The organism is Desulfofundulus thermocisternus DSM 10259 (assembly GCF_000686645.1).
Classification (GTDB): Bacteria; Bacillota; Desulfotomaculia; order Desulfotomaculales; family Desulfovirgulaceae; genus Desulfofundulus; species Desulfofundulus australicus.
Genome location: NZ_JMLG01000001.1, coordinates 348,472 through 373,217, shown reverse-complemented (window position 1 = coordinate 373,217; position 24,746 = coordinate 348,472). Strand labels below are relative to the sequence as shown.

The following is a 24,746-nucleotide window of genomic DNA, read 5'->3' as shown; positions in this document are numbered from 1 at the left end:
CCTGTATGAGATGCAGGGGACGGCGCTGCGGGAAATGGTTCAGCGGGTGTACCGCAACTCTCCCTTTTACCGGAAGAAGCTGGATGAAGCGGGGGTGGATCCCGCTTCCATTAGAACAATAAACGATCTGGACCGGGTACCTTTTACCGACAAGCACGAGCTGCGCGATGCCTATCCCCTGGGGTTGATGGCCGTTCCCGAAAAAGAAGTTGTGCGCATCCACTCTTCTTCCGGTACCACGGGCAAGCCGGTTATTGTACCTTATACCAGAAGAGATGTGGATGCCTGGGCCGAAATGATGGCCCGCTCCCTGGCCATGACAGGGGTGAGCAGCCGGGACAGGGTGCAGATTACCCCCGGCTACGGGCTGTGGACGGCGGGTATCGGCTTCCAGGCCGGCGTGGAACGGCTGGGCGCCATGGCCATACCCACCGGTCCCGGGAATACGGAAAAACAGATGGAAATGATGATCGACCTGAAGACGACCGTTTTAATCGGCACCTCTTCTTACGGCCTCCTGCTGGCGGAAGAGGCCAAAAAGAGGGGGGTGCTGGATCGAATCAAACTCCGTTTGGGCATCTTTGGCTCGGAGCGCTGGGGCGACAAGATGCGCCGCCGCATTGAAGAAATCTTCAATATAGAAACCTATGATATATACGGGCTCACCGAGGTTTACGGGCCGGGGATTGCCATTGACTGCCCCTACCACAGCGGCCTTCACTACTGGTCCGACCATCTCCTTTTTGAAGTTATTGATCCCGTTTCGGGCAGGCAGCTTCCTCCGGGAGAAGAGGGAGAGCTGGTCATCACCACCCTCACCAAGGAAGGTATGCCCCTGCTGAGGTACCGCACCCATGATATCACCCGGCTGCTGCCCTACAGGTGTCCCTGCGGGAGCGCGTACCCCATGATCGACCGGGTTCTCGGCCGGACTGACGATATGATCAAGATTAAGGGCGTAAATATCTACCCCGGCCAGGTCGACCATGTCCTTAAAATTACAGAGGGGGCCGGCAGTGAGTACCAGATCATACTTACCAGGAACGAAGGTAAGGATCATATGCTGATCAAAATAGAGGTGGAAGAAGGAAGAGATCCCCGGGAAGTGGCCGGGGAGTTCAAGCGCAACATGAAATCCCGGATTGGCGTTACCGCCGACGTGGAAGCGGTTGCCCCTGGCACCCTGCCCCGGAGTGAGAAAAAAAGCAAGAGGGTTTTTGATTACCGGGAATTATAGAATGGAATTGAACAGGCCGGTCTGCAAACCGGCCTGAAAATTTTTCCGGCCAGCTCTAGCCGGCGTTTTCCAGCAGTGCTGCCGGGAAGTGGCGGAATACTTCCGCCAGGGAGAGGGAGCCCTTTACGGACGAGTTTACCTCTTCGCCGGTAAAAATGTTAATCCACCGGTGCGGGGCCCGGGCGGGCAGGAGCAGGGCAGTTTCCCCCCATATCTTCTCCCCCAGGGGAAACTGGAGTTGCGGTTCCCGGCCGTTCAGGCAGGCCACCAGGCGGGGTACAACCACCAGGGCCCAGCTTTCCCCCGCCCGGCGGGCGAAAGCGCACAGGTGCCGCTGCAGCGGGCCTGCGGCCTGGAGGGGAATGTATTCACCGGCCTGGAAAAGTTCCCGCCTCGCCCGGCGGAAGTGCAGGGCTTTGTAAGTGAGATAGAGCTTCACGCGGCCGTCCGGCCAGGTGGATAAAAGTTCTTTTGCCAGGGCGAGCGGCCCGGCGAAATTTTCCTTTTCCTTAAGCCCGGTCAGGAGGCCCATCCGGCGGGAAAAATCCACCGGGCGGCGGTTGTCCGGGTCCACCAGGCTGAAGTTCCAGAGCTCCGTCCCCTGGTAAAAGTCCGGGATGCCCGGTGAGGCTATCTTCAGCAGCACCTGGGCCAGGGAGTAAATGGCGCCGTAAAAAGCAGTTATTTTCTGGAACTCCAGGAAATCCTGCCGGAACCGGTTGTTTTTATCATCTTCCAGGATGGTTTCCACAAATTTCAGCAGGGCTTCTTCGTAGGCCGTATCCGGATTCAACCAGCTTGTTCTGGTCTTGGCTTCCCGGGCGGCTTTAAGCAGGTAATCCCGCAGCCGCTGGTTGAAGCTGTCCAGCTCTCCTTCCTCCAGGGGCCAGGCCCCCAGCAGGGTCTGGTAGATGAACAGTTCCATATTTGCTTCGGGGACCGGGTGGCCCTCGATAAGGGGTTTTTTGTTCCGGTTCATTTCCTGCCAGCGTTCCAGGCGCCCGGCAAACAGGTGGGGAATTTCTGACAGGACGTGCAGCCGTGCCCGCACATCCTCGCTGCGCTTGGTATCGTGGGTGGAGGTGGCGTTGAGGGTGTGGGGCTGGCACCGGTATCTTTTTAGATTGCTCCGGTGAAATTCTGCCACCTCCAGGCCCCGGGTGCCGGGATTCCCGCCCACCTCGTTCAGCGATATCAGGCGGTTGTAAATATATAAAGCCGTATCTTCGAACCCTTTGGCCATGGCGGGGCCGGTGAACTGCTGCCAGCGCATGGAAAATTTCAGGGCGGCAGCACGGTCCTTAACTTCGAGCAGCAGCACCCGCCGCAGGAAATCAATGGCCCTTTTTAGTTCCGGGTTTAACCTGCCGGCCTGCTCCACCGCCTGGAGGATAAAGTCCCTGTCCATGTCTGATACTGCCTCTTCCCGGATGTAGGTCCGGTAAACCGGGAGGCAGGCGGTAAGGGCTACCAGGGCTTTTTCCAGTTCCTTCAGGGAGAGATCCCGGCCCCGGGGGTCGGCGGCTGCCAGGGGATCCAGCTGGTGCACCAGCGCCCGCACTTCCCCGGCAAAGAGCTCCCGCAGCACCTTTTTTTTGCAGGTATAAACCACTTCTTCAAAGGCGGGAACCTCCCGTTCTGCCCGGCGGTAAACCGCCTCCAGAATGTCCAGGCCATCCCCGTTGGTGTAGAGGGCATTTAAAAGGTTTAAAAAATCATACCCCGTGGTTCCGTAAACCGGCCACTGCGGGGGTAATTCTTCGTTTCCGGTGAGGATCTTTTCCACCACCACGAAAAAATTGTTTCTGGCCGGCGAACCGCCGGTGCTGCCGGCAGGCTGGAGACGTGCCTGCAGGCGCTCAAGGTAAGCCTGCGGGTCGCGCAGGCCGTCTATGTGGTCGATGCGGAAGCCCGTTACCGCTCCCTGGCAGGCCAGTTCCAGTACCAGGGAGTGGGTGGCTTCAAAAACCCTTTCCTCCTCCATCCGCAGGGAGACCAGCTCAGCCACATCAAAGAAACGCCGGTAATTAACCTCTTCCCTGCCCGCCTTCCAGAAGGCGAGGCGGTAGTACTGCCCGCTGAGGATTTCGTCCAGCTTCTCCTTCTGGTTGTTGATCAGGAGCAGGGCCTCGTTCAGCAGGTCCCTGGCAGGAGGTTTCTGGGTATACAGCCGCCACAATTCTTCTACCGCCCGTAAAAATTCCTCCCGGCCGGGGGAGCGCAAAAAGACGCCGGCAAGTCTCTGCAGTTCACCTGTCACCCCTGCATATTCCAGGATCTCCCCGTGGGAGGCGGGCTTTAAAGGGAGCCACTGCTGGTGGTAGGCCACGCCGAAGCCCATCCCGGTCAGGGTAAGGGAGAGTTCCCCTTTCTCCAGAACATCACCATATGGAGAGCCCAGGATGGGCAGGAGCACCTTGCCGGCCAGGGAAGTTCTCGCCGGTTGCCAGTCCAGGTCAAAATATGCGGCATAGGGAGAATCAGGCCCCCAGCGGAGGAGATCAAACCACCAGGGGTTTTCCGGGCTGGCGGCCATATGGTTTGGCACCACATCCAGGAGCAGGCCCATCCCCCGTTCGTGCAGGGAAGCGACCAGGGTACGCATTCCTTCCTCCCCCCCCAGTTCCGGATTGATGCGGGTGGGGTCGGTCACGTCATAACCGTGGGGACTGCCCCGCCGGGCGCCCAGCAGGGGAGAGGCGTATATATCCGTAATACCCAGGGCATGCAGGTAGGGGACCAGTTCCCGGGCCCTGGTGAAATCGAACTCCCTGTTGAACTGCAGGCGGTAGGTGGAAACTGGGATCCGCACGGGGGTCATGGCAATTTCCTCCCTCACCTGTTCCTTTTAATGCCCAGGCAATCTCCCAGGGAGCCGAAGCGTTCCACCCAGGTTCTGGCTTCTTCATCCCCCTGGTCGGCTTTCTGGCGCAGGTCCTGGTAGATGGTTTGCAGCAGGCAGTAATAATTGTTCTGCACTTTCCACATATCCACCTCGAAGGGCAGGGAACGGACCAGGTTGCAGGTTGTGGCCAGGTGCTCGAGCAGGGAGAGGTCGGTGGGATGCCTGCGCAGTTCCTCTCCCAGTTTATTCAGGGTTTTCTTAAGGGCATAGCTCAGGGAGGCCCCATCTAGATTAATGCTGGTCATCCTGGCTTCTTCCAGCAGGGCTTTAATACGCTCCAGGTCCAGGAATTTTTCCGAAAAGGCCTGGCGCAGGCTGGTATTGATAACAAATTCGGCGGCCGCCCGCAGGACATTGGGCTGGGGAATGTTCAGTTCCTGCAAAAGCCGCATTAAAGGAGCGTGGCGCTCGTATATGCGCCGGTAGTCGCCGGCCACCTCTTCCAGGGTGGAGTCCAGAATGACATCCAGGATCTCCCGCTGCTTGTCCCGGAAGAGATGTTTTAAAGAGAAAGTGCTGCCATCGAAATACTGGTCTAAAAGGCGGACGACTTCCGGGAAATCAACCCGGTCAAAGGCCCCGGCCACTTCTTCCACCATCTTGCGGTAACTTTCCTCGTCCTGGTATCCCCGCCCCCCGCCGTTAATGCTGGGGTAGCCAAAGTTGACCACGCCATAAACAATAGTTACCCCTTCCCGGGTAATTTCCGAGGTGACGCGAGCTTTGCCCAGGGTCAGCTTGGCCGCCCCGGCCAGGCGGTTGATGCTGTCCTCCCGCAACACGGTATAGGAGTATATGCGGGAATGTTCGTCATAGGATTCGAACAGCGAGGAAATGGCGTAGTGGGCTCCCACTTTGACCAGGTCCACCATGGCCGGTTTGGCGAACTTTTCATAGACGTGTGCGCCATCCTTATGTTCGGGTATGTTGCTCTTGGCCTGGGAGAGTATTTCCAGGAAAGGTTGCTCCAGGGATTTCCCGAATAATTCCTGGGCCAGCTGGATCACCCTGCAGGCATACTGCAGCACCTGTACCGTTTCGATACCGGAAATTTCGTCAAAAAACCAGCCGCAGCTGGTGAACATGAGCATGGCGTGGCGCTGCATTTCCAGGAGTTTGAGGACCCGTACCTGTTCGTTTTCTTCCAGCGGGCGGGCGGCGTGTTTATTCAGGAAGCGGTTCAGGCTCTCGGTTGAACGGTCCAGGATTACCTCAATATAGTCGTTACGGGCGGCCCAGGGATCCTTTAAAAAGCGGCGTGCTTCCTCCTCGTACATGGGGGCGATGGTGTTGCGCAGCCAGTTTAGGGCGTTGCGCAGGGGGGCCCGCCACGCCTGGCTCCATCCCGGGTGCTGGCCGGAATTGCACCCGCAGTTGTTGCGCCATCGTTCCACCCCGTGGGCACAGCTCCAGGCGGTATTTTCATTAATCTCCACCTCCAAAGTGGGCGGGTGTTTTTCCAGGAACTCCCCGTAGTTGGTTATGCGGGCTGCCTTATTGGTTTCTATGTAATTAAGAGCGTAGGCCAGGGCCATATCTCCATGCGGGTGGTGGTGGCCGTAGGTTTCCCCGTCGGTAGCAATGTGGACCAGCTGGGTTTCGGGGCGGCCCGTATTGAAGGCGCTGATCAACCTCCTGGCGAAATTCTCCCCGTTTAAGAGCAGGCCTTCAAAGGCTACCGCCCGGGAAATATCGGCGTTATAAAAGAAGACGCTGATGGTGCGGCCCGATGCGGGCAGGTTGATGAGGTAGGGGACGGTGGGATCGATACCCCCCGGCCCCACATCCTGCCAGGTATCGGTGCCGATCCTGCGGAATCTCCGGGCCTGGTAGGGTGCCAGGATGGTAAAGCGGACACCCTGTTCGGCCATAATTTCCAGCGTTTCCAGATCCACCGCTGTTTCCGGCAGCCACATGCCTTCCGGGTGGCGCCCAAAGCGGTATTCGAAATCCTTAATGCCCCAGATGACCTGGGTGTATTTGTCCCGCCGGTTGGCCAGGGGCATGATCATGTGGTTATAGGCCTGGGCCAGGGCGGAACCGTGTCCGGAAAATCTTTCCCGGCTGAGGCGGTCGGCTTCAACGATAGCCCGGAGGACTTCCGGCTCGTGTTTCTCCATCCAGGAAAGCAGGGTGGGGCCGAAATTGAAGCTGATCCTGCTGTAGTTGTTGACGATTTTTCTGATCCAACCGTCGGCGTCCAGTATGCGCGAGGCAGTGTTGGGTTCGTAGCATTCAGCGGTAATTCTCTCGTTCCAGTCGTGGTAGGGGTAGGCGGAATCCTGAAGTTCCACGTCCTCCAGCCAGGGATTTTCCCGGGGTGGCTGGTAAAAGTGCCCGTGAATGCAGATATAGCGTTCCACTGGTATCCCTCCAGTATCGATTTTCCTTCCCCGGCATAGGCCCGGGTATGGACTCACCTTTCCAGCTCCAGTAAAAGGCATGCTTTTGGCGGGAGGGTGAGTTCCACCCTTCCCGGGGAAAACAGGACGGGCGGGACGGTGCTGCCGCTGCCGAGCCAGCGCTCCTCCGCGGCATCCAGAATTTTTTGCCAGTGCCCCTGTGCCAGGGGCAGATTCAGGTGAACCGGGAGATCATTAAAGGAGAGAATAAGACTGGCCCGGCTCTCCCTTTCCCATCGCTGGACCACCAGAACCTGCTCTCCGGGGTAGGAGTGCACCTCCATATTTCTCCTTTCCAGGTTCCCCAGGGCCTGCACTTCCCGGCGCAGGCGCAGCAGTTCCCGGTAAAATTCGTAGAGGACCCGGTGGTGGCCTTCATGGCGAAGAGCCCTGTTCAGCCGGGAGCGCAGGAAAGTCTGCTCATCCTGGGGGTCTGCTATTTCCTGCCAGGCAAAGGCGGAAAATTCCTCCCGCCGCCCCTTGCGCACTGCTTCGACCAGGGCCGGGTCCGTATGGCTGGTGAAGTAGAGGAAAGGAGCCGTTTCACCGTATTCCTCCCCCATAAACAGGAGGGGTAAGTAGGGGGAGAGGATGACTGCTGCTGCCGCCAGCTTGAGGTCCTCGAAGGTGGCCAGGTTGCTGAGCCTTTCGCCCCCCGCCCGGTTCCCTACCTGGTCGTGATTTTGAGAGAAAACCACAAACTGGCAGGGCCTGCAGAGGTCCGTGGTATTGCCGTGCCTGCGCTGCCGGTATTCCGAGTACTGGCCCGTATATACGTAACCCTGGCGAAAGGCTTTGGCAAGATGATCGAGCTCTCCAAAGTCCCGGTAGTACCCCAGCCTTTCACCCGTCAGCAGGGTGTGCAGGGCGTGGTGAAAATCATCGCACCACTGGGCGTCCAGCCCGTAGCCTCCAATGGCCCGGGGCCGGATGATGCGGGCATCGTTGAGATCGCTTTCCGCCACCACGTAGACGCGGCGGCCCAGGCGCCCGGCTTCCCGGTGCACTTCTTCTGCCAGCTCCTCCAGAAAGTGGGTGGCCGACATGTCCAGGATGGCGTGCACCGCGTCCAGGCGCAGGCCGTCTATATGGTAATCCCGGATCCAGTAAAGGGCGTTTTCAATAAAATAGCGGCGTACCTCATCGCTGCCCGGCCCGTCGAAATTAATTGCCGGTCCCCAGGGGGTGCGGTAACGCTCCGTGAAATAGGGCGCGTAGTCGCCCAGGTAATTGCCCTCCGGTCCCAGGTGGTTGTAGACCACGTCCAGGAAAAGAGCCATTCCCTTTTGATGACAGGCGTCCACCAGTCGCTGCAGGCCGCCGGGCCCGCCGTAGGAATTTTGCACGGCATAGGGGTAGACACCGTCGTAGCCCCAGTTGCGGCTGCCCGGAAACTGGGCTACGGGCATGAGCTGGATGGCGGTGATTCCCAGTTCCTTTAACTCTTCCAGGTAGGGGATGATGGCCTCGAAAGTCCCCTCGCGGGTGAATGTTCCCGGGTGTAGCTCATAAAAAACCAGGCTTTCCCGGTTGGGGCCGGACCAGCAGTGATCGTTCCAGTTAAAAGAGTAAAGGTCCACCACCTGGGAAGGTCCGTGCACTCCTTCCGGCTGGTGGCGCGAGGCCGGGTCGGGTCTTTCCTTTTCCCCGTCCAGGAGGTAGTAATAGAGGTTTCCCGGTTCCACCCCCTCTACGGTGCCGCCAAAATAACCGTGTTTTTCTTCGGTTAAGGGAATAACCCGCTCACGGGGTCCCAGGATATGTACGGCCAGGTTCTTTACCCTGGGTGCCCATACTTTAAAATGGCAGCGGCTTTTTCCCAGGCAGGTGGCTCCCGGGGGCAGGGAAGTTATGTGCTGATGCATAAGTTTTCACCGTTCCTATTATTAGCGATTTTGCAGTTCGGCAGTACGTGACTGCTTGATTTTTTATGTGCCAAAAGTTTTTCCCTTTTAAAAGGGTCTTATCCGGTATTACAATAGTAATAAATCATTGGCGCATGGAGTGGGGATGCGTTGCACAAGTTCTTTTACGGCAACCGCATATTGTTTCTGGTTACCCTGCTGCTGATACTCCCCGTTCTTCTTACCCTTTATATGATGCACATCATCAAAAACAGCGAGCTTTCCCTTCTGGAACACCAGAAGGCCAAGCTTAACCAGGCGGCTTACCTGCTGGATCAGAACCTGGCCGGCAGCCTGGATAATTATTTGGCTGAACAGGGTCTGGCGGGCAGAACCAGGGAAGAAAAAATAGTGGCTATAGGCAATTATGTCAATGAAAAAATTAATAATGTTAAACGAGAATACCCGGAGGTTCACATCGGGCTGTACTATGAACCCCTGCACGTTTTTTACGACGGTACCGGGCGTTTCGATGAAAATTTTTCCCTGCGCCGTAAAAAGGCCTTTGAGGAAACCATGTCCCAGAGGAAAAGCCTGGTACAAAACCTGGGTCCTGAAGAAGGCGGGGTTATTGAGATTTACCGTCCCTTCACCCGTAATGGTAAAGTGGAGGGTGTAATTCGTTCGGCCGAATATCTTTCCGAAGTGGGTTATTACGGCAAGCGGCGCCATATCGAGATGATTGCCTACTCGGCGATAGCCGCTGTGGTACTTACAGGTTTTGGAGGAGCCATATACATTTTCCGTGACCTGGTGATGCAGGTGCGATTCATCAGGCAGGGCCTGAAAACCCTGGAAGAAGATCTTTCCCGGACCATGCCTGAGGCTCACGGCGAACTCGGTGAAATTGTAGAGGGAATTAATGGCTTTGCCCGCCGTATTGCGGAGTTAAACCTGTATACCGAAACCATGCTGGCGGTAATCGATGAAGCCATCGTGGTGGTTAACGCCGGGGGAGAAGTGATCCTGGCCAATAACCTGGCGCGGGAACTGTTCGCCCTGCCGGAAGGATTTAAGGGTCGTATGATGGGTGAGCTTTTCTCCGGGAACGCCCCCCTGCTGTCTTACCTGGAGCGGACCTTAAAAGAAGAAAAGGCTTTTCGCGATTTGATGCTGAACTGGAGCAATGGCGATAAAACTTCCCGTCAATTGCTTTTGAGTATTTTACCTTTGAAAACTGCTTCCGGAGAACTTCTGGGAGCTGTAATCAACTGCCGGGATTTGACTGAACGCATGCAGCTGGAGGAAAAAGTGCGGCGACAGGAACGCCTGGCAGCCCTGGGGAAACTGGTTACCGGTGTGGCCCACGAAATTCGCAACCCGCTGACTTCTATCAGCTGCTATATCCAGCACTGGATGCAAAATAAACAACCCAGCGCCCAGGCCCTGGCAACAATCCAGCGTGAGATTACCCGCCTGGATTACATTGTTGAGCAACTGCTGTACTTTGCCAAACCTGCGGAGGCGCGGCTGTTTCAGCGCGATCTGAATGTTTTAATCCGGGAGTTAACCGAATTTTTTCAGGAAATGTATCAGGGGAAATATAACCTGCTGCTGGACCTGGAAGCGGACCTGCCGCCGGTCTGGATGGACGCCGAGCAGATGGAGAGGGCAGTGGTTAACATAATTTTTAACGCCATCCAGGCCATGCCCGAAGGTGGTACCATATCCATATCCACCGCTTACCTTCCCGGCAGGCAACGGGTGGCCCTGACCATTGCTGATACCGGATGCGGTATTCCGAAAGAAAACCTGGCCCATCTTTTTACGCCGTTTTACTCCACCAGGCCTAAAGGCACCGGCCTGGGGCTGGCCATTGCCTACGAGATCGTGCAGGCCCATGGCGGGCAGATAGAAGTGGAGAGCGAGGTGGGCCGGGGAACGAAGTTTACCATTTATCTCAGAACGTAGCCGGGTAACCCTGGCAAGAGGTGAAGCGCGATGGAAGATCTCATTCTGGTTGTGGATGATGAGGAAAGTGTGCGGCAAACATTAAAGGACATCCTGACTGACCATGGTTATCGTGTGGAGACGGCCCGGGATGGCCGGGAGGGATTGGAAAAGATAACCATGCTCGATCCCGCTGCGGTTATTATGGATATACGCATGCCGGAAATAGATGGGATTAAGGCCCTGGAACTGGTACGGGTGAAAGGTCAGGATACTCCCATCATTTTAATTACGGCTTACGGTTCTACGCAAAGTACCATTGAGGCCATGAAGATGGGTGCCTTTGATTACCTTTTAAAACCCCTTCAGATTAATGATCTTCTGGAAACGGTCAAAAAAGCCGTGGAGATAAAAAAGTTGATGCGTAAAGCCCCGGCCGATCCGGGTAAGGTGACGGATGAGCCTTCGGAAATCATGATCGGATTGTCGCCGGCAATGCAAAAGGTTTACAAGATTATCGGGCGGGTGGCCAATTCCAATGCCACTGTGCTCATCCGGGGCGAGAGCGGAACGGGCAAGGAACTGGTGGCCAGGGCCATACACTTTAACAGCGTGCGGCGGGATAAGCCTTTTGTAAAAATCAACTGTGCTTCTATTCCGGATAGCCTTCTGGAAAGCGAACTCTTCGGTTATGAAAAAGGTGCCTTTACCGGCGCGGTGACATCGAAACCCGGTAAATTTGAGCTGGCCCAGCATGGAACCATTTTTCTGGATGAAATCGGGGAAATGTCCCTGAACCTCCAGGCCAAACTGCTCCGGGTCATCCAGGAGCGGGAATTTGAGCGCCTGGGGGGTACCGAAACCATAAAAGTGGACGTGCGGATTATTGCTGCCACCAATAAGGATCTGGAAAAATGCATTGCCGAAGGAACGTTCAGGGAGGACTTGTTTTACCGTTTGAACGTGGTGGATATCTACCTGCCGCCGCTGCGGGAGCGCAGGGAAGATATTCCCCTGCTGGTCGAACATATGATAAAACAGTACAGCTCTGAATACAAAAAGCAGATCAGCGGTTTTACCGAACAGGCCATGAAGCTGCTCCTGGAATACGAGTGGCCGGGCAATGTGAGGGAGCTGAAAAATGTTTGCGAGCGGGCTGTTTTGATGTCCAACGGGCCTCTGCTGACGGTTGAGGATCTGCCCCACTCCATCCGCAAAAGTTCCCGCCGCCTGCACTGGTTGAAAGGGTTGAGCGGGGATTCCTTTAAAGAAATGGTTGCTGAAGTGGAGCGGGAAATCATCCTGCAGGCCCTGGAAGAACACAACTGGAACCGTTCAGCGGCCGCACAGGCGCTGAAAATGAACCGCAGTTCTCTGTACCTGAAAATGAAAGAGCTGGGCATTATTGATTGAGCGGAATGTAAATTAATGTAAAGGAGTACGATCATGCTTGCATTGAGGGCACGGGACGTTATGATCCCCATCGAGCAGATTCCCACTATTACGGCAGATGCCACCCTGCACGAGGGTATCCAGGCCTTAAGGCAATCTTTTCACCGGGAAGGCAGGCCCTGGCATGGCCACCGTATTCTGATTGTTCTGAATAATGATGGTAAACTGGAAGGTATTTTAACTCTCCGCGGGATATTAACTGCGGTAGGGCTTTACGATTTAATCCGCAACCCCCTGTTTAAGTCCGAGTCCTGGAGCTGGTACTTCCTGCGAAAGTTAAAGGAAGGCTCCCGGATGAAAGTGCGGGATATCATGAGGCCCGTCTTGCTGGCCACAGTGCAGGCCAGTGATGAGCTTTTAGAGGTTATCCGTACTTTTTTAAAATATAACGTTAACTCCCTGCCTGTTCTGGAGCGCGGCAACCTGCTGGGTGTGGTACGTGTTGTTGATGTCTTCAAAGTGTTGAGCGATTATTATCGGGAAGCAGAAGAAAAGAACAGGTAAAATTTATGCCTGTTCTCGAACATTGTGAAAATGCTCAATTACACTTTTTCCGTCAGGGTTGATGAAAATTTCAACAGAGAAGCAAAAGACAGGTGGTAAAACCGGTGGCCGAAATAAACTGAAATGAAAGATATCAGGTCATCTTTAAAAATCCTGTGTTGAGAAAATGTTCTGCTGACCATAAACTGGACACAAGGAAAGTAATGTCAGAACCCGGAAGGCCTTTAAAAACGGCCTTTTTTTTTGTGAACAACGGCACAGCATTTGCACCTTTGAGCACAAAAACAACAACCGGTAAAGGGGGGAACTGGCCGGTCTGATTGAAAGCCGTGGATGATTGCTGTTGGATAATATTACCGGCAAGGGGGAGAATGTATGGGCACGCAAAAAAAACCAACCGGACGGGCAATATTATGGGGAATAATCTCCCTGGCAGCTTATCTCGCCTTATTTATTAACCAGGATGTTGTTACCCGCAATTTCGCCCGGGGAGGCATTTTTGCTATAGCGGTTATTCTTACAGCTATGATATTTTCCTTTATTCACGGGGCCTTTGCCAGCTATCTTCTGGAAGCGCTGGGCATTCAACCCTTAAAGAAAGGGGTGCATTAGAATGCGGGGCAGAAAGGCAGTTTTGTGGAGCCTGGTGGCCCTGGGTACCCTGTTTTTAATTTCCATCCCTTCTCTGGCTGAAGCAGCCGGGGAAGCGCTGGGCCCTGGCGATGTGGTTAAGCAGTTTGTCCGCCTCGATGCGCTGGGGGCTATATATCTGATTATCCTTGGTTTTCTCGGAGGCCTGATCAGCGGTTTTATCGGTTCGGGAGGGGCGTTTGTTCTGACTCCCGGCATGATGAGCCTGGGCGCACCGGCGGCCATTGCGGTGGCCAGCAATATGTGCCACAAGTTTCCCAAATCCATGGTAGGGGCTTACAAGCGCTATAAATATGGCCAGCTGGACTTAAAACTGGGCGTGTTCATGGCCATTTCCGCGGTTATAGGTGTGCAGCTGGGAATTTATGTGCAGAAGTTCATTTTTGCCCGGTGGGGGTCGGCGGGTTCAAATTTATATGTTAGTGTGGCCTTTGTTCTGATTTTAACCCTGGTAGGACTGTATATGCTTTACGATGCCCGGAGAGCGGTAAGGGCCAGCACTAAGGATACCGTTTCCGGTCTGGCAGAAAAAATGAAAAGAATTAACATTCCTCCCATGATCAGTTTTAACGCTGCCCGTATACGGGTTTCCTTCTGGGTTATTGCACCGCTGGGGCTTGCCACCGGTTTACTGGCGGCAACCATTGCGGTGGGGGGTTTTATAGGCGTTCCGGGTATGATTTATATTCTTGGTGTATCACCCATCATGGCCAGCGCTACGGAGCTGGTGGTGGCCTTCCTGATGGGGCTGACCGGTACCATAACCTGGGCAGTAAGCGGTTTTGTCGATATTAGAATGGTCCTGCTTCTGCTGGCCGGCTCTCTGATAGGGGTGCAGGTTGGTGCTGTGGGCACCACCTATGTCAGGGAGTACATGATTAAGCTGGTGATGGCCACCATAATGCTGATTGTTTCCATCAGCAGGGGGATTGCCATACCCACTTATTTACACGAACTGGGGTTGATCGAGCTCAATCAGGGCACTGTTAACCTGCTGGATAAAGCAAGTTTCATTATCATGTGTTTTGCCCTGGCTCTGGGTGGGGTAATCGTTCTCGGCAATATGTGGAAGAGAAAGAAAGAACTGCAGGCAGAAGAAGCCGGTATGGCAGTAAACCTGCAGAAGAGCTAAAGCCGATTACCATTACCCCTGTTTGAGGGGAGGAACGGGCCATGAGTAATGGTGGAGCAAACTTACTGCATAAAAGCTGTTCCCGGGGGGAAGCGCTGGTGGCCCATCGGGGCAGGCCGCTGCCGGACGATGATCCTTCTCTCCTGGAATACCTGGAGCAGGTGTTCACCCGGATTGAGTTGTCCAGAGCGGAAATACAGACAGAGGAAAATGGCGGCTTGTTTCTGGTGGTAGTGCTTGCGTTTGTCCTGGCGGCATGTTTATGGCTGGGGCTGAAAATGGGTTGAGCAGGCAGCTTAACCGGTGCAATATACATGGCCGGAGGGGAGGGTGTCGCTCCCCTTCCTGTGTTAGCGGGGAAAAAGGGGGGAAAACTGTGAACGATAGCGAGTTCATCCTGTCCTTTAACAGGTATAAACGGGAATTTCTCCAGCAGTGGAAGCTGGAGGAGGACCAGCGGGGAGTTCTGGAGATGTTTGAAAAATGGCTGCAGGTGCGGGGCAAAGAGCAACGGAATGAGCAAGGGGAAGAAGCTGCCAATGTCCCGGTCATGCCTTTTAATGCGGGTAAAGATTGGAGGATGCTTCTGGAGGAAATCTGCCGGAGAGTAGAGAAAAACCTTTTTAAGAGAGGCATAGTTATTAAATGTTTGTCCGCTGCCCGTTGGGGGCAGGCCAGGGGTTCAGCTCTGTGCCTGGTTCTTCCCGACCGCCGGGATGTTTTTTACCGCCTGTGCCGCACCCAGCCCCGCAAGGGTCCCTATTCCGGGCAGAAAATTATCAAGGGTGAACTGGTGCTGGATGGTCACAAGCACAGCCTTTTTTTACCGCTGCTCCATTATCAGGTTGAAATGGAAAATCGTCTGGGTTTTCGCCTGGAACGGGAGTCCACCCGTGTTGAGGAAACCGGTAAATACCGCTTTAAAATATGCTTTCCCTTAAACGAACGCCTGTCGGTTCGCGACTGTGAGGAAATAGCCCGCCTGATGGCAGATTTCATCCTCGTGACCCGTGAATATATTGAAAAGATAGGTGAGGCCAAGACCGGTTGAACCCCCGGGAGGTGGTATGATCCTGTGCCCCTGCGGCTGAAGGTGCGGGAAATTATGGTTCCAGCGGAGGAACTGCCTTCGCTGCACGAAGATGCGGATGTGGCTTCTGCTTTCAGGTTGTTGCAGGAGTATTTTCGCGGGAAAGACGGCACGTGGATGGGTTTTCAATCGGCGCTGGTTTATAACAACCGGGGGCGTACCACGGGCATCCTTACTTTGCGGGGGCTGCTGCGGGCCCTGCATTACCAGGCTCTCCTGGAAGACCTGTTAAAAAGTGACCCGGCAGGTCTTTTTTTCCTGCCCCCGCGCTGGAGCGAGCAATTCATTAAGGTCAGGGAGGTTATGCGCCCGGTGGGGATGGCTTTTGTTAATGAAGATGCAGCGCTTTGGGAGGCTGCCCTGGTTATGTTAAATAAAAAGATTAATTCCGTACCGGTAATGGACGGCGACAATTTGTGCGGTGTGGTGAGAACTATTGATCTCTTCTGGCTTATAGGTGAAATTCTCGAGGATATGAGCTGAAATGTTAACTGCCGGGCCAATTTTATATGGCGATATTAATACCGGATAATTTAACGGAAGACCCGGTTGCTGTGGCAGCAGGCAAAAAAGCCTGCCGAACGGGTGGAAGAACGCGGTGAATGACTGTTCACTGGTGTGTAAAACAGGCATATAAAAATACCTTTTTGCTCTGTTCCAAAGTCATGGGGCAGAGTGTTTATTTTTGCCCGCCAATGGTTTGCGAGGGTAGCCCGGCTTGTCTTCCGGCAACTGGTTTCGATTAAGAAACGAAAAGGAGCTAAAATTGGGCAATTGAACTTAAAATTCTTAAAATTTTATCTTTTCTGATGTAAAATTCTCTAGAAAAGGTAAGGCTGTGCTGGCTTTAGACGGGGGTGATGCTGGGATTTATTTCCCACGAAACAAACAAAATTTTATTTTCCAGAAAAATAAAAAGGAGGTCCGGTAAAAAATGGCCAGCGAAGAAAGAGTTCTGGAAGCGTTATTAAAAGAAGAAAGGACGTTTCCGCCGCCGGCATATTTTGTCGACAAGGCGTTAGTAAAAGATGCTTCGATATATGAAGAGGCGAAGGCAGACCGGGAGGGCTTCTGGGCCAAACAGGCCGAGAATATTGACTGGTTCCAGAAGTGGGATAAGGTGCTGGATACCAGCAATGCTCCCTTCTTCAAATGGTTTGTAAATGGCAAATTAAATGTTTCATATAACTGCATCGATCGCCACCTGAACACCTGGCGCAGGACCAAGGCGGCCATCATCTGGGAAGGGGAGCCCGGGGACGACCGCGTCCTGACCTACCAGGATCTGTACCGTGAGGTAACCAAATGCGCCAATGTGCTGAAAGAGCTGGGCGTAAAGCGGGGAGACCGGGTGACCATTTACCTGCCCATGATTCCCGAGCTGGCCATTGCCATGCTGGCTTGCGCCCGCATTGGTGCCCCCCACAGCGTCGTTTTTGGCGGCTTCAGTGCCGAATCCCTGCGGGACCGCATTAACGACTGCCAGGCCAAGCTGGTCATTACCGCCGACGGCGGGTGGCGGCGGGGCGGCATTGTACCCCTGAAAAAGAACTGCGACGATGCGCTGGCCCAGTGTCCCTCTGTGGAAAAGGTGCTCATGGTTAAACGCACCGGCCAGGACGTTAATTTCGTTGAAGGCCGCGATTACTGGTGGCATGAGATGATGGCCAGGGCACCCATCGGCTGCGAGCCGGAGCATATGGACGCCGAGGATATGCTCTATATTCTTTACACCAGCGGGACCACGGGCAAGCCCAAAGGCGTGGTCCATACCACCGGCGGTTACCTGGTAGGGGTTGCTGCCACCCACCGCATGATCTTCGATATCAAGGATGATGACATTTACTGGTGTACCGCCGATATCGGCTGGGTGACCGGGCACTCCTATATTGTTTACGGCCCCCTGGCCAACGGGTGCACCACGGTGATGTACGAGGGCAGCCCCGACTGGCCGGAAAGGGACCGCTTCTGGGCCATTGTGGAAAAATATCGTGTCAACATCTTATATACCGCTCCCACGGCCATCCGGGCCTTTATGAGGTGGGGCACCGAGTGGCCGGCCAGGCGCGATCTCTCCAGCCTGCGCCTGCTGGGCACGGTGGGAGAGCCCATTAACCCCGAGGCCTGGATGTGGTACTACAAGTACATCGGCAACGAGCGCTGCCCCATTGTGGATACCTGGTGGCAGACGGAAACCGGAATGATCTTAATTTCTCCCCTGCCGGGAGTTACCACCCTGAAGCCCGGTTCCGCTACCGTACCGTTCCCCGGTGTGGAAGCGGCCGTGGTTGATAACACGGGCAAGGAAGTGCCCCTGGGCAGCGGTGGTTACCTGATTCTCAAGTCCCCGTGGCCGGCCATGCTGCGTACCATTTACGGCGACCCCGATCGTTACGTGGCCCAGTACTGGAGCCGGTTTGAAAATGTATATTTCACCGGTGACGGGGCCAGGTGGGATGAAGACGGCTACTTCTGGATCATGGGCCGGGTGGATGACGTGATTAACGTCAGCGGGCACCGCCTGGGAACCATGGAAATTGAGAGTGCCCTGGTGGATCACCCGGCGGTAGCCGAGGCGGCCGTTATCGGTAAAGCCCACGAGGTAAAAGGCCAGGCTGTCAGCGCCTTTGTCACCCTGAAGGAGGGCATTCAGGGTACCCCTGAACTGGCCAATGAATTGAAGGCCCACGTGGTCAAGAAAATCGGTGCCATTGCCCGGCCGGAGGATATTTTCTTCACCGCTGAACTGCCCAAGACCCGCAGCGGTAAAATCATGCGGCGCCTGCTGCGGGATATCGCCGAAGGGCGGGTACTGGGAGATACCACCACGCTGGCCGATCCTGCAGTTGTGGCTCTAATCAAGGAGCAGTACGAATCTAAGGAGATGTGATGGTAATTTGGGCCTGCCGGGTGGCGGTTATGCCAGCGCTTCCGCCTGCGGGGGCGGTTATGATTAAAAATACTGGGCATTACCTCCGCCCGCCATCCGGCGGGCCCATTTAATTTATACGGAAGCAGAGGGCAGATATAATCCACACCCGTTTTTTTCCGGCCGGACGGCCGGTTTTTTGCCTGGTGGAGGAATAGACTTTTTGCGCTGGATTTTATATAATAAAGTTAGCAGGTTAATAAATTTTTTATCTTTAAAATGTTATGAATTATAAGAACATTTGGGGGAGGGGAGGCGCGTCTGGGTGCAGAGAAAACTGGCTCTGGGAGTAATAGCCCGCTGGTTGCCAATTAATTTTCTAGCCACCGGTTTTGTACTCCTGTGGGATCCGCTGGCCTGGAAGCTGGTGCTGGCCATGGTCTGTGTCAATGCCGTGGCTGCCTTTTTGGTCAGTGACTATATCCAGAAACAAAAGATAATCAATCTTAAAAGCGAGCAGCACCCCCTGGATTTCACCCTTCAAATTGCCAGTGAAACGCTGCCTTACCTGCGACGGGGGTTGAATGAAGAGACGGCAGCCAAGACCGTGGAAATCATTCAGAAAATCAGCGACGTGGCGGCTGTGGCCATTACTGACCGGGAGAAAGTCCTGGCCTATATCGGTGCCGGGGCAGATCACCACAAGCCCGGGGGTTCAATCATGACTGATGCCACCCGGGAGGTTCTGGTTACGGGTGAACTCAAGGTGGTCCGCAGCGGCCGCGACCTGCAGTGTCCTGTACCCGGTTGCCCCCTGGAGTCAGCGGTAATTTCCCCCCTCAAGTGCAGGGACGAAATTGTGGGAACCATTAAGCTTTACCGCACGCAGCCGGGAGAAATTCCCCAGAACCTGGTTAAGCTGGCTGAAGGGTTGGCCCAGTTGCTGGGCATGCAGATGGAACTGGCGGAACTGGACAGGCAGGCTCAGCTGGTAACCAAGGCGGAGCTGGATGCCCTTCAGGCCCAGATCAACCCCCATTTTTTATTCAATACCCTGAACACCATCATCATGTTCAGCCGGACCAACCCGGAAACGGCGCGTCGTCTTCTTATTCGCCTGGCTTCTTTCTTCCGCCATGCTTTGAAGCGCCACGGTCATTTCAATACTCTAAGGGAAGAAATAGAATACCTGAACACCTACCTTATACTGGAGAAGGCTCGTTTTCGTGAAAAATTGCGGGTGGTCAGGAATATAGACCGGGAGCTGCTGGACTATCAGGTGCCGGTTCTGACCATCCAGCCCCTGGTGGAGAATGCCATTAAGCACGGGATTCTTCCCAAGCCGGGGCAGGGTACGGTGCAGATTACGGCCCAGCGGCTGGATGAGGATATGCTGATTGTGATTAAGGATGACGGAGTGGGTATACCTCCGGAAAGGCTGTCCGAGGTGCTGCAGCCCGGTGTTGGATCGGGCAATGGTGTGGGTCTCAGTAATGTCCATGAACGCTTGAAAAGCCTTTTCGGTAAAGATTACGGCCTGCACATTATCAGTGCTCCCAATGCCGGAACATCGGTTTATGTGCGGGTGCCTTTATTATGCAAGTTGGGACACGGGGAGGGGAACTCTGTTGAAGCTAAAAGCATTAATAGTAGATGATGAATATCCGGCCCGGCAGGAACTGCGTTATGCCCTGAGCAGCTTTGATAACATAGAGATCGTGGGAGAGGCCACCAATGCCCAGGAAGCCCTGGCGTTAATCAAGGCACTGGAATATCAGGTTCTTTTCCTGGACATATCCATGCCCGGCATGAACGGCCTGGAACTGGGGGCGGCTATTCAGGAGTTGCCCAGGCAGCCCCAGGTAATTTTCGTTACCGCTTATGATGAATATGCCGTCAAGGCTTTTGAAGTTAATGCCGTGGATTACCTTTTGAAGCCTGTAGACCAGGCCCGGCTGAAAAAGGCCGTGGATAAAGTATGGAAAAAATATCAGGAAATCAACCAGATGGATGCTGGAGCTGTGGAGAATGGCTTTACCGCCCCGGCAGCCCGGGGTGGTAACGGGGCCGGTCAGTTTAAAATTGACCGGATCCCGGCGGAAAAACAGGGCAAGACGGTGCTGGTTGCGGAATCGGATATTGTCTATGCCTTTACGGAGCAGGATTACATCTACATTAAAACCTATGCCGATAAATTTTTCACCCGTTATACTTTGAAAGAGCTGGAAGCCCGCCTGAACCCCAACATCTTTTTCCGCACCCATCGCTGCTATATTGTTAACCTCCATAAGGTCAAGGAAATAGTGCCTTTCTTTAACGGCACCTATAACCTGGTGGTGGATGACAAGGAAAATAGCGAGGTTCCGGTAAGCCGGGCCCAGGCCAAAAAGTTGCGCAAGATTCTGGGCTTTTAGATGTGCTAAAAAAAAGGTTGCTGAATAACTGCATGGCCTTTGCACGGGCCATGCTTTTTTTTGGGCGTATAAACCGGCGGGTGTATAAAGGAGGGCTCTTTTGTAAAAACTATGCTGAAGACTGCTGGTGAAACCTGGTATGGATGGTGATGCGTGTGCAGGCAGTATGGGATATGTTAAGCGATCAAAAGATCTGGAACCTGCTGGGTGATGTGCAGCGTCCCCTGGATGAAGATATAATCCGGCTTATGTTTATAGAAATTTTCAGCCGGGTTAAGGTTCTGGAAGAGGAAAATCTGGCCCTGCGCGTACTGCTGATGGAGCAGGGTCTGGTGGACGAGGAGCTTTACGCCATTACCCGCCGGGCGGTTAGAGAATTCCTTAAAGAAAAAGACGATGAGCGGGCCAGGGAGAGTGAGTTTTTCGCCCGGTCGGGGATTCCCTTTCCCGAGTGGGTTAACTTTAAACTCCGGGGAACATTCAGCGATAACAGTAACAGCAGTGAAGGGCTATAAAAGCAGGGTTTTTGCCCCTGGAAGGAGAACTAGAATCTTCAAAGATCCGGATATATCCGGACCATATTTTTAAAGGCGGAAGGGAAAATGGAAATTAACACGCGGCACAACATCTGCAGCATTGGTTCGGACATGGTTTCCGTGGAGAGGATCAGGCAGGCAGTAGGGAAATTCGGAGAACGTTTTTTATCCAGGGTCTATACCGGCGGGGAGCGCCAGTATTGCATGGCCCGCCGGGATCCCTACCCCTGTTATGCGGCGCGGTTTGCCGCCAAGGAAGCGGTATTAAAGGCCCTGGGTACGGGTTTAACCGGGGGCTGCAGCTGGCGGAATGTGGAAGTAGTAAGCAGTAAGCAGGGTGTTCCCGGCGTAAAGCTTCACGGCCGGGCCGCCCTGCTGGCCCGGGAGCAGGGGATTAAAACGTTCCTGCTCACCCTTTCCCACGATGATGCGTATGCAATTGCTCTGGTCGTGGCCCTTGGTGATTAACTGACTGGAAAGGGGTGTTTCCCATGCGGGTGGTTACCGGGGGGCAGATGCGCGATCTGGACCGCGCGGCGATGGAAGAATACGGCATACCCGGACTGGTGCTGATGGAAAATGCCGGGCTGGCGGTAGTACAGGTCGTCCGGCAGTTGCTGGGGGATGTGGCGGGCAAGAGGGTGGCCGTTTTTGCCGGCAAGGGTAATAACGGCGGGGACGGGCTGGTGGTGGCCCGTCACCTGTTTAATGCCGGGGCGGAGGTAAAGGTTTTGCTCCTGGCCCGGCCGGAGGAAATCACCGGTGATGCAGCAGTAAATTTAGCTATCTGGCAGAAGATGGGTCAGCCGGTGTATCCCGTGGTTAGGGGAGAAGATTTAAGTGCGGTGCGCCTGTTTCTGGTAGGTGCCCACGCGGTGGTGGATGCCATCTTTGGTACCGGGTTTAAGGGGGCGGCCCGGGAACCGGCCGCGGGGGTGATCGATGCCATCAATGCCAGCGGTAAGCCGGTAGTGGCCGTGGACATACCTTCAGGCGTAGAAGCCGATACCGGGCAGGTTCACGGTCCCTGTGTGCGGGCCACCCATACCGTGACCTTTGCCCTGCCCAAGCTGGGGCTGGTGCAGGAACCCGGGCGCAGTCACGTTGGGGAACTGCATGTGGCCGATATTTCCATACCCTCATTTTTGCTGGAAAACGGTGCTCCCGGCCGCTACCTGGTTACCGAAAAAATGGTGCGGGACTGGTTACCTCCACGACCTGCGTGGGCCCATAAAGGGTCCTGCGGCCGGGTGCTGGTGGTGGCCGGTTCCCGGGGCATGACCGGCGCTGCCTGTCTGGCAGCCCTGGGTGCCGCCCGGGCCGGGGCGGGGCTGGTGACCCTGGCCGTACCTGCGGAACTGCAGGATGTGGTGGCGGTAAAGCTAACGGAAATAATGACCGTCGGGCTGCCGGGTACCGGGGAAGGGACGCTGGCCCGCAGCGCCCGGAACGAAATCCTGGATCTGGTGGAAAAAGCCGACGTGCTGGCCATTGGACCCGGTCTCTCCCGGCACCTGGAAACAGTGGCCCTGATCCGGGAGCTGTTACCGGCGGTAAGGGTGCCCTGCGTTATTGACGCCGACGGCTTGAACGCTCTGGCCGGTGATGTTCAGATCTTGAGCCGTATTTCTGCGCCTGCAATAATTACACCTCACGAGGGAGAAATGGCCCGCCTGTTGGGATGTCCTCCCGGTGAGATCAGTTCGCGGCGCCTGAAAGTGGCGGAAGAAGCAGCGGGGAATTGGGGAGTGGTAACCCTGCTGAAGGGAGCTGCCACGCTGATTGCCTGCCCCGGCGGCACAACCTATATCAATCCCACCGGTAATCCGGGCCTGGCCACTGGAGGCAGCGGTGATGTACTCACAGGTGTGATTGCCGGGCTCCTGGCGCAGGGGATGGATGCGCCGCGGGCCGCGGCTGCAGGGGCATACCTGCACGGCCTGGCCGGCGACATGGCTGCCCGGGAAAAGGGCATGCGTGGCTTCCTGGCAGGTGATATTCTGGAACTGCTGCCTGAAGCCATGGCCAGGGTGGAGTGTACCTGTGCCTAGCCGGCACTTCTGCCGGCGGTGCGAGGCCGGGAAGGCTCTTTCTTAATTTCTTCCTGCTCAGAGATTAAGCTTATAAAAATATCAACCAGATGAGGGTCGAACATTTTCCCGGCCTCCTGTTTTAAAACCAGGCATGCCTCCCGGGGAGTTCTGGCCGGTTTGTAGGGGCGGTCCGTGGTCATGGCATCAAAGCTGTCGGCAATGCGCAGGATCCGTGCCAGGAGAGGTATCTCTTCCCCGGCCAGGCCGTCGGGGTAGCCGGTACCGTCGTAATTTTCGTGATGGTGGCGGATCAGCGGGACAATGGCCGAGAGCAGGGTAAGGGGCTGCACAATGTTGCCACCCCATTCAGGATGGTTTTTAATCATCTCCCATTCATTTTGATCCAGTTTGCCGGGCTTGTTCAGTATTTCCGGCGGTATCTCAACCTTGCCTATATCGTGCAGGTACGCGCCGCACTGGAGCAGGCTGACATGTTCCGGGGGGAGCCCCATCCTCTCCGCCAGGGCAACGGCGTAACCGGCCACCCGCTCGGAATGCCCAAAGGTATAACGGTCCCTGGCGTTGATAATGGTAAGAAGGGTTTTTAATGAATTAAAGAGCTCTTTTTCCGAGTGGCTAAAGGCGCGCAGTTCGTCCACCACGGAGAAGTACAGGTGGGTTTTCCGGCCGTATTTGGCCCGGTAAAGGGCGTCATCCGCCACCCGGACCAGTTCCCGCGCGGTGGTACCGTCCCCGGGATAGCAGGCTATGCCCGAGGAGATGGTCATCCTGCCTGCCGGCAGGTTTTCGGCGCCTTCAAAGGGAAAGCCGGCCACCTCCCGCTTGATCTGCTCGTCCAGTTCCCGGGCTGCCTCCCGGTCCGCCCCGGGCATGACCACCACGAATTCTTCGCCACCGTAACGGGCTGCAAAAGAAGGTTCCTTCACCAGGCGGGCCAGTATGTTGCCGATGGTGGCCAGTACCCGGTCACCTTTCTGATGGCCGAAGACATCATTATAAAATTTAAAGTAGTCTATGTCCATCATGATCAGGCTTAAAGGCCTGTTCTTTTCTGCTGCTTCTGCCAGGTGACGGCGCAGTTCTTCCTGGAAGTACCGGTGGTTGTAAAGCCCGGTCAGGCCGTCGGTATTGGCCAGGTGGATCAGGCTGTTCCTGGTTTCGGTTTCAATATCCGTAAGCCCGCCGATAAACCACCCCGCCAGGACGATTACGCCGGCATTGACCATATCTATCTGGAAAGCCCGGGGTGAAAAAGGATGCAGGATGGGAAGTAAATCGTTGATAAGCACCACGCAGCTGGAAAAGGCGGCTACTGCCACCCCAACTTTTTTACCCCAGGTGGTAGCGGCGATAATTACCGGTATAAGGAGAAGGAATTTAGTTGCCGGAAAGGCTACGGCCAGGGAAAGGGTGAGGGGTAGTAGGATGGAAATTATAAATAGTTCACCTACATAAGGCAGGTAAGGCTCACTTTTGAGGGTTAATTTTTTGATTAAATATAAAGTGATAATTAAAGCGATTGTTGCCGAAAGGACTACTGAGAAGTAAAAAAAATTACGGTAAGCTTCCCACGGTGTAAAATTATATAAAGCCGGTAATACCAATAATGCTAACAGGATGCATACGATATGGGTACAGGTAATATGCTCTGTAATATTTCTTTGCCTTTTATCCTTCCATGTAACCATAACATTTCCCCGTTGTAC

Annotated in this window: 19 protein-coding genes; 15 read left to right on the top strand and 4 right to left on the bottom strand. The window is 54.9% G+C overall.

What is annotated here, in order from left to right; translation table 11 throughout:
- Window positions 1-10 precede the first annotated feature (10 nt).
- Entirely contained in the window at window positions 11-1,237 is a 1,227-nt protein-coding gene (locus BR83_RS0101940) for a phenylacetate--CoA ligase family protein (protein ID WP_407637320.1), read from the top strand.
- 55 nt (window positions 1,238-1,292) lie between these two features.
- Here BR83_RS0101940 and treY read toward each other — a convergent pair whose 3' ends face one another.
- The 3 genes from treY to treZ are packed head-to-tail and all read right to left on the bottom strand — an operon-like array spanning window position 1,293 to window position 8,409.
- Entirely contained in the window at window positions 1,293-4,058 is a 2,766-nt protein-coding gene (treY, locus tag BR83_RS0101935) for a malto-oligosyltrehalose synthase (protein ID WP_027355661.1), read from the bottom strand.
- 14 nt (window positions 4,059-4,072) lie between these two features.
- Window positions 4,073-6,505, bottom strand: coding sequence for a DUF3536 domain-containing protein (locus BR83_RS0101930; protein ID WP_027355660.1), 2,433 nt, complete (start codon window positions 6,503-6,505; stop codon window positions 4,073-4,075).
- Window positions 6,506-6,558: 53 nt separating this feature from the next.
- Complete coding sequence (treZ, locus tag BR83_RS0101925; protein ID WP_027355659.1) at window positions 6,559-8,409, bottom strand: malto-oligosyltrehalose trehalohydrolase; 1,851 nt, start codon at window positions 8,407-8,409, stop codon at window positions 6,559-6,561.
- Between the two features lie 150 nt (window positions 8,410-8,559).
- Here treZ and atoS point away from each other — a divergent pair, with 150 nt between their 5' ends.
- From atoS to BR83_RS0101835, 14 genes are all read left to right on the top strand, one after another.
- A complete protein-coding gene (atoS, locus tag BR83_RS0101920; protein WP_027355658.1) occupies window positions 8,560-10,359 on the top strand; it encodes a two-component system sensor histidine kinase AtoS in 1,800 nt (599 codons plus the stop codon).
- A 30-nt stretch (window positions 10,360-10,389) separates the two neighbouring features.
- Entirely contained in the window at window positions 10,390-11,751 is a 1,362-nt protein-coding gene (locus tag BR83_RS0101915) for a sigma-54-dependent transcriptional regulator (RefSeq protein WP_027355657.1), read from the top strand.
- Between the two features lie 33 nt (window positions 11,752-11,784).
- Window positions 11,785-12,294 (top strand): CBS domain-containing protein, encoded by a 510-nt coding sequence (locus tag BR83_RS0101910; protein ID WP_027355656.1) that lies wholly within the window; start codon window positions 11,785-11,787, stop codon window positions 12,292-12,294.
- A 375-nt stretch (window positions 12,295-12,669) separates the two neighbouring features.
- Entirely contained in the window at window positions 12,670-12,906 is a 237-nt protein-coding gene (locus tag BR83_RS14785) for a hypothetical protein (RefSeq protein ID WP_051617731.1), read from the top strand.
- A gap of 1 nt (window position 12,907) precedes the next feature.
- Entirely contained in the window at window positions 12,908-14,077 is a 1,170-nt protein-coding gene (locus tag BR83_RS0101895) for a sulfite exporter TauE/SafE family protein (RefSeq protein WP_084327034.1), read from the top strand.
- Between the two features lie 41 nt (window positions 14,078-14,118).
- Window positions 14,119-14,364, top strand: coding sequence for a hypothetical protein (locus BR83_RS0101890; RefSeq protein WP_027355653.1), 246 nt, complete (start codon window positions 14,119-14,121; stop codon window positions 14,362-14,364).
- An 89-nt stretch (window positions 14,365-14,453) separates the two neighbouring features.
- Window positions 14,454-15,128, top strand: coding sequence for a hypothetical protein (locus BR83_RS0101885; RefSeq protein ID WP_027355652.1), 675 nt, complete (start codon window positions 14,454-14,456; stop codon window positions 15,126-15,128).
- 24 nt (window positions 15,129-15,152) lie between these two features.
- The gene (locus tag BR83_RS0101880) at window positions 15,153-15,650 is read left to right on the top strand and encodes a CBS domain-containing protein (RefSeq protein ID WP_027355651.1); all 498 of its coding nucleotides are present in this window, start codon (window positions 15,153-15,155) and stop codon (window positions 15,648-15,650) included.
- 451 nt (window positions 15,651-16,101) lie between these two features.
- A complete protein-coding gene (acs, locus tag BR83_RS0101875; protein ID WP_027355650.1) occupies window positions 16,102-18,057 on the top strand; it encodes an acetate--CoA ligase in 1,956 nt (651 codons plus the stop codon).
- A 304-nt stretch (window positions 18,058-18,361) separates the two neighbouring features.
- On the top strand, window positions 18,362-19,693 hold the full coding sequence (locus tag BR83_RS0101865; RefSeq protein WP_027355649.1) for a histidine kinase: 1,332 nt from the start codon (window positions 18,362-18,364) through the stop codon (window positions 19,691-19,693).
- The gene (locus BR83_RS0101860) at window positions 19,665-20,450 is read left to right on the top strand and encodes a LytR/AlgR family response regulator transcription factor (RefSeq protein WP_027355648.1); all 786 of its coding nucleotides are present in this window, start codon (window positions 19,665-19,667) and stop codon (window positions 20,448-20,450) included. Before BR83_RS0101865 ends, BR83_RS0101860 begins: the two co-directional genes overlap by 29 nt.
- A 149-nt stretch (window positions 20,451-20,599) precedes the next feature.
- A complete protein-coding gene (locus BR83_RS0101850) occupies window positions 20,600-20,965 on the top strand; it encodes a hypothetical protein (protein WP_027355647.1) in 366 nt (121 codons plus the stop codon).
- Window positions 20,966-21,052: 87 nt separating this feature from the next.
- Window positions 21,053-21,454, top strand: coding sequence for a holo-ACP synthase (acpS, locus tag BR83_RS0101840; protein WP_034634205.1), 402 nt, complete (start codon window positions 21,053-21,055; stop codon window positions 21,452-21,454).
- A gap of 23 nt (window positions 21,455-21,477) precedes the next feature.
- Complete coding sequence (locus BR83_RS0101835; protein WP_027355645.1) at window positions 21,478-23,037, top strand: bifunctional ADP-dependent NAD(P)H-hydrate dehydratase/NAD(P)H-hydrate epimerase; 1,560 nt, start codon at window positions 21,478-21,480, stop codon at window positions 23,035-23,037.
- On the opposite strand, the gene BR83_RS14780 is transcribed toward BR83_RS0101835, so the two are convergent.
- Window positions 23,034-24,728: a bifunctional diguanylate cyclase/phosphohydrolase gene (locus BR83_RS14780; RefSeq protein ID WP_051617730.1), complete on the bottom strand. Its 1,695-nt coding sequence runs from the start codon at window positions 24,726-24,728 to the stop codon at window positions 23,034-23,036. The genes BR83_RS0101835 and BR83_RS14780 overlap by 4 nt on opposite strands.
- Between the last annotated feature and the right edge of the window lie 18 nt (window positions 24,729-24,746).